General features: G+C 44.7%; 20 protein-coding genes. All 20 read left to right on the forward strand.

All coding sequences use genetic code 11. The features are described from left to right. The first annotated feature begins 49 nt into the window (after positions 1-49). The 20 genes from NI389_RS11840 to rplQ all read left to right on the forward strand — a co-directional run bounded on the left by NI389_RS11840 (position 50) and on the right by rplQ (position 11,126). A complete protein-coding gene (locus NI389_RS11840; RefSeq protein ID WP_308360099.1) occupies positions 50-550 on the forward strand; it encodes a hypothetical protein in 501 nt (166 codons plus the stop codon). A gap of 99 nt (positions 551-649) precedes the next feature. Next, positions 650-1,150 carry a hypothetical protein gene (locus NI389_RS11845; protein WP_308360101.1) on the forward strand — a complete coding sequence of 167 codons (501 nt, stop codon included), beginning with the start codon at positions 650-652 and terminating at the stop codon, positions 1,148-1,150. Between the two features lie 279 nt (positions 1,151-1,429). Continuing rightward, positions 1,430-2,302 carry a polysaccharide deacetylase family protein gene (locus NI389_RS11850; RefSeq protein WP_308360102.1) on the forward strand — a complete coding sequence of 291 codons (873 nt, stop codon included), beginning with the start codon at positions 1,430-1,432 and terminating at the stop codon, positions 2,300-2,302. Between the two features lie 343 nt (positions 2,303-2,645). Beyond that, positions 2,646-3,014 carry a 50S ribosomal protein L14 gene (gene rplN / locus NI389_RS11855; protein WP_208842221.1) on the forward strand — a complete coding sequence of 123 codons (369 nt, stop codon included), beginning with the start codon at positions 2,646-2,648 and terminating at the stop codon, positions 3,012-3,014. Positions 3,015-3,024: 10 nt separating this feature from the next. Next, positions 3,025-3,339, forward strand: coding sequence for a 50S ribosomal protein L24 (rplX, locus tag NI389_RS11860; protein WP_308360103.1), 315 nt, complete (start codon positions 3,025-3,027; stop codon positions 3,337-3,339). 16 nt (positions 3,340-3,355) lie between these two features. Further along, positions 3,356-3,895 (forward strand): 50S ribosomal protein L5, encoded by a 540-nt coding sequence (gene rplE, locus NI389_RS11865; RefSeq protein ID WP_208842223.1) that lies wholly within the window; start codon positions 3,356-3,358, stop codon positions 3,893-3,895. A gap of 10 nt (positions 3,896-3,905) precedes the next feature. Next, a complete protein-coding gene (rpsN, locus tag NI389_RS11870; RefSeq protein ID WP_308360104.1) occupies positions 3,906-4,211 on the forward strand; it encodes a 30S ribosomal protein S14 in 306 nt (101 codons plus the stop codon). Positions 4,212-4,231: 20 nt separating this feature from the next. Further along, on the forward strand, positions 4,232-4,624 hold the full coding sequence (rpsH, locus tag NI389_RS11875) for a 30S ribosomal protein S8 (protein ID WP_208842225.1): 393 nt from the start codon (positions 4,232-4,234) through the stop codon (positions 4,622-4,624). Positions 4,625-4,640: 16 nt separating this feature from the next. Then, positions 4,641-5,174 (forward strand): 50S ribosomal protein L6, encoded by a 534-nt coding sequence (gene rplF / locus NI389_RS11880; protein WP_308360105.1) that lies wholly within the window; start codon positions 4,641-4,643, stop codon positions 5,172-5,174. A 9-nt stretch (positions 5,175-5,183) separates the two neighbouring features. Further along, positions 5,184-5,534, forward strand: coding sequence for a 50S ribosomal protein L18 (gene rplR / locus NI389_RS11885; RefSeq protein ID WP_208842226.1), 351 nt, complete (start codon positions 5,184-5,186; stop codon positions 5,532-5,534). Between the two features lie 9 nt (positions 5,535-5,543). Continuing rightward, a complete protein-coding gene (gene rpsE / locus NI389_RS11890; protein WP_208842227.1) occupies positions 5,544-6,050 on the forward strand; it encodes a 30S ribosomal protein S5 in 507 nt (168 codons plus the stop codon). Between the two features lie 6 nt (positions 6,051-6,056). Continuing rightward, positions 6,057-6,236, forward strand: coding sequence for a 50S ribosomal protein L30 (gene rpmD / locus NI389_RS11895; protein ID WP_208842228.1), 180 nt, complete (start codon positions 6,057-6,059; stop codon positions 6,234-6,236). Between the two features lie 5 nt (positions 6,237-6,241). Continuing rightward, positions 6,242-6,676, forward strand: a complete 435-nt coding sequence (gene rplO, locus NI389_RS11900) for a 50S ribosomal protein L15 (RefSeq protein WP_208842229.1) — start codon at positions 6,242-6,244, stop codon at positions 6,674-6,676. Between the two features lie 11 nt (positions 6,677-6,687). Then, positions 6,688-8,016: a preprotein translocase subunit SecY gene (gene secY, locus NI389_RS11905; RefSeq protein WP_208842230.1), complete on the forward strand. Its 1,329-nt coding sequence runs from the start codon at positions 6,688-6,690 to the stop codon at positions 8,014-8,016. Positions 8,017-8,039: 23 nt separating this feature from the next. Beyond that, positions 8,040-8,153, forward strand: coding sequence for a 50S ribosomal protein L36 (rpmJ, locus tag NI389_RS11910; RefSeq protein WP_002959476.1), 114 nt, complete (start codon positions 8,040-8,042; stop codon positions 8,151-8,153). A 129-nt stretch (positions 8,154-8,282) separates the two neighbouring features. Further along, the gene (gene rpsM, locus NI389_RS11915; protein ID WP_005490737.1) at positions 8,283-8,639 is read left to right on the forward strand and encodes a 30S ribosomal protein S13; all 357 of its coding nucleotides are present in this window, start codon (positions 8,283-8,285) and stop codon (positions 8,637-8,639) included. Positions 8,640-8,652: 13 nt separating this feature from the next. After that, positions 8,653-9,039, forward strand: a complete 387-nt coding sequence (rpsK, locus tag NI389_RS11920; RefSeq protein WP_005490736.1) for a 30S ribosomal protein S11 — start codon at positions 8,653-8,655, stop codon at positions 9,037-9,039. Between the two features lie 20 nt (positions 9,040-9,059). After that, complete coding sequence (rpsD, locus tag NI389_RS11925) at positions 9,060-9,680, forward strand: 30S ribosomal protein S4 (protein WP_308360106.1); 621 nt, start codon at positions 9,060-9,062, stop codon at positions 9,678-9,680. Between the two features lie 24 nt (positions 9,681-9,704). Further along, positions 9,705-10,691: a DNA-directed RNA polymerase subunit alpha gene (locus NI389_RS11930; protein WP_208842232.1), complete on the forward strand. Its 987-nt coding sequence runs from the start codon at positions 9,705-9,707 to the stop codon at positions 10,689-10,691. Positions 10,692-10,730: 39 nt separating this feature from the next. Continuing rightward, a complete protein-coding gene (gene rplQ / locus NI389_RS11935) occupies positions 10,731-11,126 on the forward strand; it encodes a 50S ribosomal protein L17 (RefSeq protein ID WP_005490733.1) in 396 nt (131 codons plus the stop codon). Positions 11,127-11,491 lie beyond the last annotated feature (365 nt).

Here is an 11,491-nt window from a genome sequence, read left to right on the forward strand (position 1 = left end):
GTACGTAAATTCTAAACATCCTAATCCACGACATTATTAAGGAATAATTGTGAAACTAACCTCATCCCTTTTTATTACGGGCTTGTTTTGCGCAACGCTGATGCTGAGTTTGCCAAGCAGCGCAGCCACGACGTTTGAGAGCGAGCAGGTAAGCGCACAGCAACAACCCAACGTGAAAACCTTTACCTTAGAACTGTGGGCGCCAGATGAGTATGCCCCCTTTGACTCAAAAGTGGCTGAGTTTGGCGATTTATATCGCTACCGCTACACACCTGAGCAGCAAGCCTTTTTGGCAACAGAACAAAACCGCAAGCTTAATTTTGAACTTAGCCCAGCACTGAAAAAACGTTATCAATTAAAATGGATAGCCGCCTCTACACCCCAATATACACGGATAGAAAAAATGAGCGAAAACGCCATTTTGGTGGGGTTAGATGACGGTGAACGAAGCGGAGAAACTTACTTTGAATTATGGGTCTACGACAGCGTATTAAAGCAAACCTTTATGTGTGATCCTACAGTTATTTTGGAAGAAATAGATCCAATCTAATTAGGGTAAGCCGGTTGGCAAAGAGAAGCTTAGTGTCTTTGCTAATTTTAGTCCCTACATTCTAAACATTCTAATCAACGACATTATTAAGGAATAATTGTGAAACTAACCTCATCCCTTTTTATTACGGGCTTGTTTTGCTCAACGCTGATGCTGAGTTTGCCAAGCAGCGCAGCCACAACGCTTGAGAGCGAGCAGGTAAGCGCACAGCAACAACCCAACGTGAAAACTTTTACCTTAGAGCTTTGGGCGCCAGATGAGTATGCCCCCTTTGACTCAAAAGTGGCTGAGTTTGGTGATTTATACCGCTACCGTTACACACCGGAGCAGCAAGCCTTTTTGGCAACAGAACAAAACCGCAAGCTTAATTTTGAACTTAGCCCAGCACTGAAAAAACGTTATCAATTAAAATGGATAGCCGCCTCTACACCGCAATATACGCGGATAGAAAAAATGAGCGAAAACGCCATTTTAGTGGGGTTAGATGACGGTGAACGAAGCGGAGAAACTTACTTTGAATTGTGGGTCTACGACAGCGTATTAAAGCAAACCTTTATGTGTGATCCTAAAGTTATTATCGACGATACAGATCCAGCTTAATTAGGGTTAGCTGATTGGCAAAGAGATGCTTAGTTTCTTTGCCAATTTTAGGCTCTAAATTTCGGTTATCGCGCTTATCGGCTTATGTCGCAGCAATGCGTGCGATTGTAACCATGGTTTACTTAGGTCGCCACTTCGACTTGTGATGAGAGCTGCGCCCAATGCGTTAATATCTATCTCTAAGCGACTTATTCCGTACGTCATTTTATCGTATTCGTATTGCTCAAAAGGTAAGCATTGCTATTATGATAGCGTTGTCATCAATCAAGGAGACAGAGAATGTTTCGTGAGCTTGCCCTTTGCCTTAGCGTCGCCGTTTTGCTCGGTTGTACTAGCACGTCAGAGTCAATTTCAGTAAACGCGGCGAAAAATACCCCATTACAAGTTGTTGAGGCTGCGGCAATTCGTTATCCAAACCAAGCGCGCAATGCGATAAGTATTACCTTCGACGATGCGAGAGCAACGCAATTAACGGAAGGCGTTCCGTTACTTAACCAGTATCAGGTTAAAGGCACGTTTTATTTAATTCCAAACGCAGTGAGTAAACATGTCGAAGGTTGGAAGGCTGCGGCGAAAGCTGGACATGAAATAGGCAATCACTCGTCGTCTCATTTGTGTACTGGTAATTTTCAGTGGTTAAGAGACAAAAATGCGGGTTTAGAGCAGGTGGATTTAACTTGGATGGAAAAAGACATCGTAGAGGCTAATTCCTACCTTGAAACCAATCTCGGTGTCAGAATTCGCTCGTTTGCTTACCCATGTGGGCAAACCTTTGTCGGCCGGGGTGAGGCGGTCAAAAGTTATGTCCCCATCGTCGCTAAGTATTTCGACACAGGTAGACGTTGGCTCGATGAAACAGGCAATAATCCGGGTTATGTGGATTTTGTTCAGTTAACGAGTTTGGCTATAGACGGAAAAACATTTGAACAAGTAAAGCAAATGATAGAACAGCTTCGTGCTAACAACGCGTGGATCATTCTAACAGGCCATGATGTAGGCTTAAGCGCTCAATACACGACCGACAAACAGATGTTGACTCAACTTTTCGGATATTTGCAGGCCCCTGAAAACGGATTTTGGTTGGGGACGGTATCTGAGGTTGCTGACCATATTCGAGCTCAGCGCACTGTGCCAAAAACCGCGATGAAATAAAAAATGGTGGTTTAAGGTAACTAAGAGACGAAAGTCCTGTCGATAACGCTTGAATCTCAATACTATCACCCCCACTTTGATGAAACGCGCAAGGATACTTACGCGTTTTTAAAGTAAAAAGCATTGAGCAAAAAACATACACCTTTGATTGGTAAAGAATCCTTTTCCCCTCAGTTGTGTTTGGCTAATTTAATTAAAATTTAGCCTATCTTTCACTCGATATTGCTGATACAATTGCCCGCCCTTGAAAGACGAATGCTTCGTTTTTTGAGTGGAAATTAATCTAAATGCTTGGGTTTTAAACAAATTCAGGCGAGTTGTAACTACACCGGAGCTCATTAAGATGATCCAAATGCAAACTCAGCTGGACGTTGCTGATAACAGCGGCGCTCGCAAAGTGCAGTGTATTAAAGTCTTAGGTGGTTCGCACCGTCGTTACGCAACGGTTGGTGACATCATTAAAGTTTCTGTTAAAGAAGCGATTCCTCGCGCTAAAGTGAAGAAAGGTGATGTACTAAACGCTGTGGTAGTGCGCACTAGAAAAGGCATTCGTCGTCCAGACGGTTCTTTGATCCGTTTCGATTCAAACGCTGCTGTAATGCTTAACGCAAACCTTCAGCCAATCGGTACTCGTATCTTTGGCCCTGTGACTCGTGAACTACGTTCTGAAAAGTTCATGAAGATCATTTCACTAGCCCCAGAAGTACTGTAAGGAGTCGATCATGGCAGCAAAAATCCGTCGTGATGACGAAGTAATCGTACTAGCCGGTAAAGACAAAGGTAAGCGCGGTAAAGTGCTTTCAGTTGTTACTGAAACTGGTCGTGTATTCGTTGAAGGCGTAAATCTTATCAAGAAACACCAAAAGCCTGTACCACAACTACAGCAACCTGGTGGTGTCGTTGAGAAAGAAGCGTCAATCGACGTGTCAAATATCGCGATTGTTAACCCAGAAACGGGTAAAGCGGATCGTGTTGGTTTTAGATTTGAAGACGGTAAAAAAGTCCGTTTCTTCAAGTCTACTGGTAAAACTATCTAAATAGTTGGAGTAGACGATGGCGAAACTGCATGAAGTGTACAAAGACAAAGTTGTTAAAGAACTTTTCGAAAAGTTCGGCTACAGCTCTGTCATGCAAGTCCCTCAGATCACTAAAATCACCCTTAATATGGGTGTGGGTGAAGCCCTTGCAGACAAGAAAATTCTTGATAACGCAGTAGCGGATCTTGAAGCAATCTCTGGTCAAAAAGCGCTTATTACTAAAGCACGCAAATCAGTTGCAGGCTTTAAAGTGCGTGAAGGCTACCCTATTGGCTGTAAAGTAACCCTACGCGGCGAGCGTATGTGGGAATTCTTAGAGCGTCTAGTATTTATCGCACTACCTCGTGTACGTGACTTCCGTGGCGTAAGCGCAAAGTCATTCGACGGTCGTGGTAACTACTCTATGGGCGTACGTGAACAAATCATCTTCCCTGAAATCGATTACGATAAAGTGGATAGAGTTCGTGGTATGGATATTACTATCACTACTACAGCTAAAAATGATGATGAAGGCCGTGCGTTATTAGAAGCGTTCAACTTCCCATTCAAGAAATAAGGGTAGGGTTATGGCAAAGAATTCAATGAAAGCACGTGAAGTAAAACGTGCAAAACTAGTAGCTCAGTTCGCTGAAAAGCGTCTAGCTCTTAAAGCTATCATTAGCGGTGTTAACACTTCTGATGAAGAACGTTGGGACGCGGTTGTTAAGCTACAATCTTTACCGCGTGATTCTGCCCCTACGCGTCAACGTAATCGTTGTAACATCACGGGCCGCCCTCATGGTTACCTTCGCAAATTCGGTATGAGCCGTATTAAAGTTCGCGAAGCTGCTATGCGCGGTGAAATTCCTGGCCTTAAAAAGGCTTCTTGGTAATAGAATCACGGGAGTAAGACATGAGCTTGCAAGATCCTATTGCGGATTTGTTTACACGTATCCGTAACGGTCAGACTGCGAAGAAGGTATCAGTATCTATGCCAACTTCAAAGCTGAAAGTAGCTATCGCTAAAGTATTGAAAGATGAAGGTTATATTTCTGATTTCGCAGTAAATAGCGATGTTAAAGCAGAATTGACTATCGAACTTAAGTACTTCGAAGGCAAAGCTGTAATCGAAAACATCCAGCGTGTTAGCCGTCCAGGTCTACGTATCTATAAGAAACGTGACGAATTACCAAAGGTAATGGGTGGTCTAGGTATCGCTATCGTATCAACTTCTAAAGGCCTGATGACTGACCGCGCTGCGCGTAAAGCCGGTGTTGGCGGTGAAATCATTGGCTTTGTAGCTTAATTCTGGAGGGGAACACATGTCTCGTATAGCGAAGGCTCCAATTAATGTTCCTGCCGGTGTTGAAGTTACAATCAACGGCCAGGACATCAAGGTTAAAGGCAAAAACGGTGAATTGTCACGTACAATCCACGCTGCAGTTGAAGTTGCGTTAAACGACAATGTAATCACGACTTTACCTCGTGAAGGCATCGATAACGCATGGGCACAAGCAGGTACTGCTCGCGCTCTAATCAATAACATGATCATCGGCGCAAGCAATGGTTATGAGAAGAAACTTCAGCTAGTTGGTGTTGGTTACCGTGCAGCTTCTAAGGGCAAAACATTAGATTTGACTCTTGGTTTCTCACACCCGGTAGTTTTCGAAGTACCAGTAGGTATTACAATCGAAACACCAAGCCAAACTGAAATTCTTGTTAAAGGCGCAGATAAGCAACTAGTTGGTCAAACAGCTGCTAACATTCGTGCATACCGTGCTCCAGAGCCTTATAAAGGTAAAGGTGTTCGTTATTCTGACGAAAACGTGCGTCGTAAAGAAGCTAAGAAGAAGTAAGGTAAGACGATGGATAAGAAAACAGCTCGTCTACGTCGTGCTAAGCGCAGTCGTAGAAACATTATCGAACAAGGCACAACGCGTCTTGTTATCCACCGCACGCCACGTCACATTTACGCTCAAGTAGTAAACGTTGAGGGTAAAGTACTGGCTGCTGCTTCTACTGTTGAAAAAGCAATTGCTGAAACAGTTAAAGGCACAAGCAACGTAGCTGCAGCTCAAGCTGTAGGTAAACTAGTTGCTGAACGCGCGGCAGACAAAGGCATCGAAAAGATTGCTTTCGACCGCAGTGGCTTTAAATATCACGGCCGTGTGAAGGCGCTTGCTGATGCAGCGCGTGAAGCTGGCTTGCAATTCTAGGAGTAGACAATGGCTAACGTAGAAGCAAAAGCACAACAGCCAGAATTGGCTGAGAAGCTAATCGCGGTAAACCGTGTGTCTAAAGTGGTTAAAGGTGGTCGTATCTTTAGTTTCACTGCACTAACTGTTGTTGGTGATGGCGCAGGTAAAGTAGGTTTCGGTTACGGTAAAGCACGTGAAGTTCCAGCTGCTATTCAAAAAGCAATGGAAAAAGCGCGTCGTAACATGATTACTGTTGATCTAAACGGTCACACGCTACAGCACCCTATCAAGGGTCGCCACGCGGGTTCTAAAGTTTACATGCAACCAGCTTCAGAAGGTACAGGTATCATCGCAGGTGGTGCGATGCGTGCAGTACTAGAAGTTGCAGGCGTACATAACGTACTGTCAAAAGCATACGGTTCAACTAACCCGATCAACATCGTTCGCGCAACTGTATCTGCGCTAGAGAGCATGAACTCTCCAGCTAAGATCGCAGCTAAGCGTGGTCTATCTGTTGAACAAATTCAGGGGTAATTAACCATGGCAAATACTGTAAAAGTGACTCAAGTAAAGAGCTCTATCGGTCGTTTACCGAAGCATAAAGCAACTTTACGCGGTCTTGGTTTACGTCGTATCAACCACACTGTTGAGCTTGAAGATACGCCAGCAGTACGCGGTATGATCAACCAAGTTTATTACATGGTTAAGGTTGAGGGGTAATTCGAATGCATTTGAATACACTTTCACCTGCTGTAGGTGCGAAAACTGAGAAGAAACGTCTTGGTCGTGGTATCGGTTCTGGTCTTGGTAAGACTGCGGGCCGTGGTCACAAAGGTCAAAAGTCACGTTCAGGTTCTTCAGTTCGTTGGGGCTTTGAAGGCGGTCAAATGCCTATGCAACGCCGTCTACCTAAGTTTGGTTTCGTTTCTCGCAAGTCACTTGTGTCTGCAGAAGTAAACCTATACGAAATCGCTAAAGTTGAAGGCGATACGGTAGATCTAAACACGCTTCAAGCAGCTGGTTTGATTAAAAAGAACGTTCTGTTCGTTAAAGTTGTAAAATCTGGCGAAGTTTCACGCGCAGTTACTGTAAAAGGTCTTAAAGTGACTAAAGGTGCTCGCGAAGCTATCGAAGCTGCCGGAGGCAAGGTAGAAGAGTAAGGAAGTACACTATGGCTAAACCAGGTAAAGAAATGCAAAGTGCACAAAGTGGCCTTGCGGAATTGAAGCGCCGATTACTATTCGTATTGGGTGCGATCATTATTTACCGTCTTGGATCATTTGTGCCAATCCCTGGTATTGACGCCGCTGTACTTGCCGAGTTCTTCGAGCAACAAAAGGGCACCATCGTTGAAATGTTTAACATGTTCAGTGGTGGTGCGCTTGAGCGTGCTTCTGTATTGGCTTTGGGTATTATGCCGTACATTTCGGCCTCGATTATCGTTCAACTTTTGACGCACATTCATCCAGCGATGATTGAGCTGAAGAAAGAGGGCGAAGCGGGTCGCAAGAAGATAAGCCAATACACTCGTTATGGTACGCTCGTGCTTGCTACATTCCAGTCAATTGGTATTGCTACAGGCTTGCCAAACATGATGGACGGGTTAGTTGTTAACCCTGGTTTCGGTTTCTATTTCACCGCTGTGGTGAGCTTAGTAACGGGTACTATGTTCCTTATGTGGCTGGGCGAACAAATTACAGAACGCGGTATCGGTAACGGTATTTCAGTTCTGATTTTTGTTGGTATTGTAGCTAACCTGCCGTCTGCGATTGGTTCGACAGCAGAAATGGCGCGCCAAGGTGATTTGAATGTCTTTGTGCTGTTGCTAATTGGTGTGGTTGTATTCGCAGTGACTTACTTGGTGGTGTTTTTTGAACGTGGTCAACGTCGTATCGTCGTTAACTACGCAAAGCGTCAACAAGGTCGTCAAGTGTATGCTGCTCAAAGCACGCATTTGCCGTTGAAAGTTAACATGGCGGGTGTTATTCCACCAATCTTTGCTAGCAGTATCATTTTGTTCCCTGGTACAATAGCAAGCTGGTTCGGACAAGGTGAAGGTCCAGTTGCTGACGTTCTGTCTGCGATTTCAAGTGTGTTGACTCCTGGTCAACCGTTGTACGCGGTCGTTCTTGCAGCAGCGATTATCTTCTTCTGCTTTTTCTACACTGCGTTGGTGTTTAACCCGCGTGAGACTGCAGACAACCTGAAAAAATCAGGTGCCTTTATTCCAGGCATTCGCCCAGGTGAACAGACGTCTAAATACATTGATAAAGTGATGACACGCCTCACATTAGCTGGAGCGTTGTATATAACCTTTATCTGTCTGGTGCCCGAGTTTATGACTATGGCATGGCAAACGCCATTCTACTTCGGCGGTACATCGGTTTTGATTATCGTTGTTGTGATCATGGACTTTATGGCACAAGTACAAACGCATATGATGACACATCAATATGAGTCTGTGCTGAAAAAAGCAAACCTTAAAGGCTATGGCCGATAAGGTCGTTTTCACGGAGTTGAGCAATGAAAGTACGTGCTTCCGTTAAGAAAATCTGCCGTAACTGTAAAGTTATTAAACGTGCTGGTGTAGTACGTGTAATTTGCAGTGAGCCTAAGCACAAGCAAAGGCAAGGCTAATTAAATAGACGTGCAGGCTGAGTATTTATACTTAGCCTGTGTTTTTAACTGGATTTGGTCTGCGTTTGAGTATCCTTGCGGGCTTTTCAAACTAATAGTATACCAAATCAATTTATAGGAGATGTGTTAGTGGCCCGTATCGCTGGCATTAACGTTCCTGATCATAAGCATGCAGTTATCGCTTTAACTGCGATTTATGGTGTAGGTAAAACACGCGCTAAGGCTATCTTAGCTGCGACAAATATCGCCGAAGACACAAAGATCGGCACTTTAGACGAAGCTACACTTGACATCCTTCGTGAAGAAGTTGGCAAGTACACTGTTGAAGGTGACCTTCGTCGTGAAGTTACATTGAGCATCAAGCGTCTTATGGATCTTGGTTGTTTCCGTGGCTTACGTCACCGTCGTTCGCTTCCACTACGTGGTCAGCGTACTAAGACTAACGCGCGTACTCGTAAGGGTCCTCGCAAGCCTATCAAGAAATAAGGTGGGGTAAGTTATGGCTAAAGCACCAATTCGTCGTAAAAAGGTCAAAAAGCAAGTTGCTGACGGTATGGCACACGTCCATGCGTCATTCAACAACACTATTGTGACCATCACTGACCGTCAAGGTAATGCTCTTTCTTGGGCGACTGCAGGTGGTTCTGGTTTCCGCGGTTCTCGTAAGTCTACTCCGTTCGCTGCGCAGGTTGCTGCTGAGCGTGCAGGTGCAGTTGCACAAGAGTACGGTCTTAAGAACCTAGAAGTATTCATTAAAGGTCCAGGTCCAGGCCGTGAGTCTGCTGTTCGTGCATTGAATGCTGCTGGTTTCCGTATCACTAACATCACTGACGTGACGCCAATCCCACATAATGGTTGTCGTCCACCGAAGAAACGTCGCGTATAACATAGGTTAGGAGAAAGAACATGGCAAGATATTTGGGCCCTAAGCTCAAGCTAAGTCGTCGTGAAGGTACTGACCTGTTCCTTAAAAGCGGCGTAAGAGCAATTGACTCTAAGTGTAAACTTGAAACTGCTCCTGGTCAGCACGGTGCTCGTAAGGGTCGCCTATCTGACTACGGTCTGCAACTACGTGAAAAGCAAAAAGTACGTCGTATTTACGGTGTGCTAGAAAAGCAATTCCGTAACTACTACAAAGAAGCTGCTCGCCTTAAAGGTAACACAGGTGAAAACCTATTACAGCTTCTAGAGCAACGTTTAGACAATGTTGTATATCGCATGGGTTTTGCAAGCACACGTGCTGAAGCACGTCAGCTAGTAAGCCACAAAGCGATTATGGTTAATGGTCGTGTTGTGAACGTACCTTCTTACACTATTACTCCAGAAGATGTAGTTGTAGTTCGTGAGAAGTCTAAGAAACAAGCGCGTATCATCGCTGCTCTAGAGTTGGCTGAGCAACGTGAAAAGCCAACTTGGATTGAAGTTGACGGTAGCAAAATGGAAGGTACTTTCAAGCGCCTACCAGAGCGTTCAGATCTGTCTGCGGACATTAACGAACAACTAATCGTCGAACTTTACTCGAAGTAAAGTTAAGAGTTAAGAGAGGATAACATGCAGGGTTCTGTAACCGAATTCCTAAAGCCAAGGTTAGTCGAGATTGAAGCAGTAAGTCCATCACGTTCTAAAGTTGTTTTAGAACCGTTGGAGCGTGGCTTTGGTCACACGCTAGGTAACGCGTTACGTCGTATCCTACTTTCGTCAATGCCAGGTTGTGCAGTGACTGAAGTGGAAATCGATGGTGTGTTGCACGAGTACAGCGCGAAAGAAGGCGTACAAGAAGACATCATTGAAATTCTGTTAAACCTTAAAGGTCTGGCAGTATCTCTAGAAGGTAAAGATGAAGTTTTCCTTACCCTGACTAAATCTGGCCTAGGCCCTGTGACTGCGGCTGACATCCAGCACGATGGTGATGTTACTATCGCTAACCCAGAGCACGTTATTTGCCATTTAACAGCAGATAACGCTGAGATCAGCATGCGCATTCGTGTACAGCGTGGTCGTGGTTATGTGCCAGCGTCAAGCCGCTTATCCTCTGATGACGATGAGCGTCCAATCGGCCGTCTGTTGCTTGATGCATCATTCAGCCCGGTTGAGCGTATTGCGTACTCGGTTGAGTCAGCTCGTGTTGAGCAGCGTACAGATTTAGACAAGTTAATCATTGATATGGAGACTAACGGTACTTTGGATCCTGAAGAAGCGATCCGCCGTGCGTCAACTATCCTAGCTGAGCAGCTAGAAGCGTTCGTAGATTTACGTGACGTTTCTGAGCCAGAAGCGAAAGAAGAGAAGCCTGAATTCGATCCTATTCTGCTTCGTCCAGTTGATGATCTTGAGCTGACTGTTCGTTCTGCAAACTGTCTGAAAGCCGAGCAAATTCAATATATTGGTGACTTAGTACAACGTACCGAAGTAGAGCTTCTTAAAACGCCAAACCTTGGTAAGAAGTCTCTAACTGAGATCAAAGACGTACTAGCTTCACGTGGTCTTTCTCTGGGCATGCGCCTAGAAAACTGGCCACCTGCAAGTCTAGCTGAGTAATCTAAGTTACTGTATTAGTTTAGTTAGAAGGATAGGGTCATGCGCCATCGTAAGAGTGGTCGTCAATTAAACCGTAACAGCAGCCATCGCAAAGCGATGTTCAGCAACATGGCTGGTTCTTTGGTGAAGCACGAAATCATCAAGACTACTTTGCCAAAAGCTAAAGAGTTGCGCCGTGTAATTGAGCCTTTAATCACACTGGCTAAGACTGACAGCGTAGCAAACCGTCGTTTAGCGTTTGCTCGCACGCGTGATAATGAAGTTGTTGGTAAGCTTTTCACTGAGATCGGCCCGCGTTTCGCGAACCGTCCAGGTGGTTACACTCGTATTCTTAAGTGTGGCTTCCGTGCTGGTGATAACGCACCAATGGCTTACATTGAGCTACTAGACCGCCCAGCGGCTGAAGCTCAAGAAGACGCACAGTCTGCTGAGTAAGTCTATATAGACACATAAAAAGCCGAGCTAAGCTCGGCTTTTTGTTTACAAGCGATTTGTTTTAAGCGTAATACTGCTCTTCTATCTTCTATCTTCTATCTTCTATCTTCTATCTTCTATCTTCTATCTTCTATCTTCTATCTTCTATCTTCTATCTAATTATGAATTCTATCGCATAAGGCTGATTGTAAGGCTTAGCCAATACATTTCTAGTTTGCACTTCGTCTCTCATCTATATAGACGTGTCTATAGGGATCAAACAACTCCTCATTTACGTAACACTCCATCGACTTTATGATTAATGTCCGTAATCCTCATTGCAATAGAAGCGAAGGCTTCATAATGTAAAACTGCCATGGCATTCC

Source organism: Pseudoalteromonas xiamenensis, from assembly GCF_030994125.1.
GTDB classification, from domain to species: domain Bacteria; phylum Pseudomonadota; class Gammaproteobacteria; order Enterobacterales; family Alteromonadaceae; genus Pseudoalteromonas; species Pseudoalteromonas xiamenensis_B.

Bases quoted from the DNA above. Each gene is read 5' to 3' on its own strand.
- NI389_RS11850 (WP_308360102.1), top strand. From the start codon at position 1,430: ATGTTTCGTGAGCTTGCCCTTTGCCTTAGCGTCGCCGTTTTGCTCGGT.
- rplN (WP_208842221.1), top strand. From the start codon at position 2,646: ATGATCCAAATGCAAACTCAGCTGGACGTTGCTGATAACAGCGGCGCT.
- rplX (WP_308360103.1), top strand. From the start codon at position 3,025: ATGGCAGCAAAAATCCGTCGTGATGACGAAGTAATCGTACTAGCCGGT.
- rplE (WP_208842223.1), top strand. From the start codon at position 3,356: ATGGCGAAACTGCATGAAGTGTACAAAGACAAAGTTGTTAAAGAACTT.
- rpsN (WP_308360104.1), top strand. From the start codon at position 3,906: ATGGCAAAGAATTCAATGAAAGCACGTGAAGTAAAACGTGCAAAACTA.
- rpsH (WP_208842225.1), top strand. From the start codon at position 4,232: ATGAGCTTGCAAGATCCTATTGCGGATTTGTTTACACGTATCCGTAAC.
- rplF (WP_308360105.1), top strand. From the start codon at position 4,641: ATGTCTCGTATAGCGAAGGCTCCAATTAATGTTCCTGCCGGTGTTGAA.
- rplR (WP_208842226.1), top strand. From the start codon at position 5,184: ATGGATAAGAAAACAGCTCGTCTACGTCGTGCTAAGCGCAGTCGTAGA.
- rpsE (WP_208842227.1), top strand. From the start codon at position 5,544: ATGGCTAACGTAGAAGCAAAAGCACAACAGCCAGAATTGGCTGAGAAG.
- rpmD (WP_208842228.1), top strand. From the start codon at position 6,057: ATGGCAAATACTGTAAAAGTGACTCAAGTAAAGAGCTCTATCGGTCGT.
- rplO (WP_208842229.1), top strand. From the start codon at position 6,242: ATGCATTTGAATACACTTTCACCTGCTGTAGGTGCGAAAACTGAGAAG.
- secY (WP_208842230.1), top strand. From the start codon at position 6,688: ATGGCTAAACCAGGTAAAGAAATGCAAAGTGCACAAAGTGGCCTTGCG.
- rpmJ (WP_002959476.1), top strand. From the start codon at position 8,040: ATGAAAGTACGTGCTTCCGTTAAGAAAATCTGCCGTAACTGTAAAGTT.
- rpsK (WP_005490736.1), top strand. From the start codon at position 8,653: ATGGCTAAAGCACCAATTCGTCGTAAAAAGGTCAAAAAGCAAGTTGCT.
- rpsD (WP_308360106.1), top strand. From the start codon at position 9,060: ATGGCAAGATATTTGGGCCCTAAGCTCAAGCTAAGTCGTCGTGAAGGT.
- NI389_RS11930 (WP_208842232.1), top strand. From the start codon at position 9,705: ATGCAGGGTTCTGTAACCGAATTCCTAAAGCCAAGGTTAGTCGAGATT.
- rplQ (WP_005490733.1), top strand. From the start codon at position 10,731: ATGCGCCATCGTAAGAGTGGTCGTCAATTAAACCGTAACAGCAGCCAT.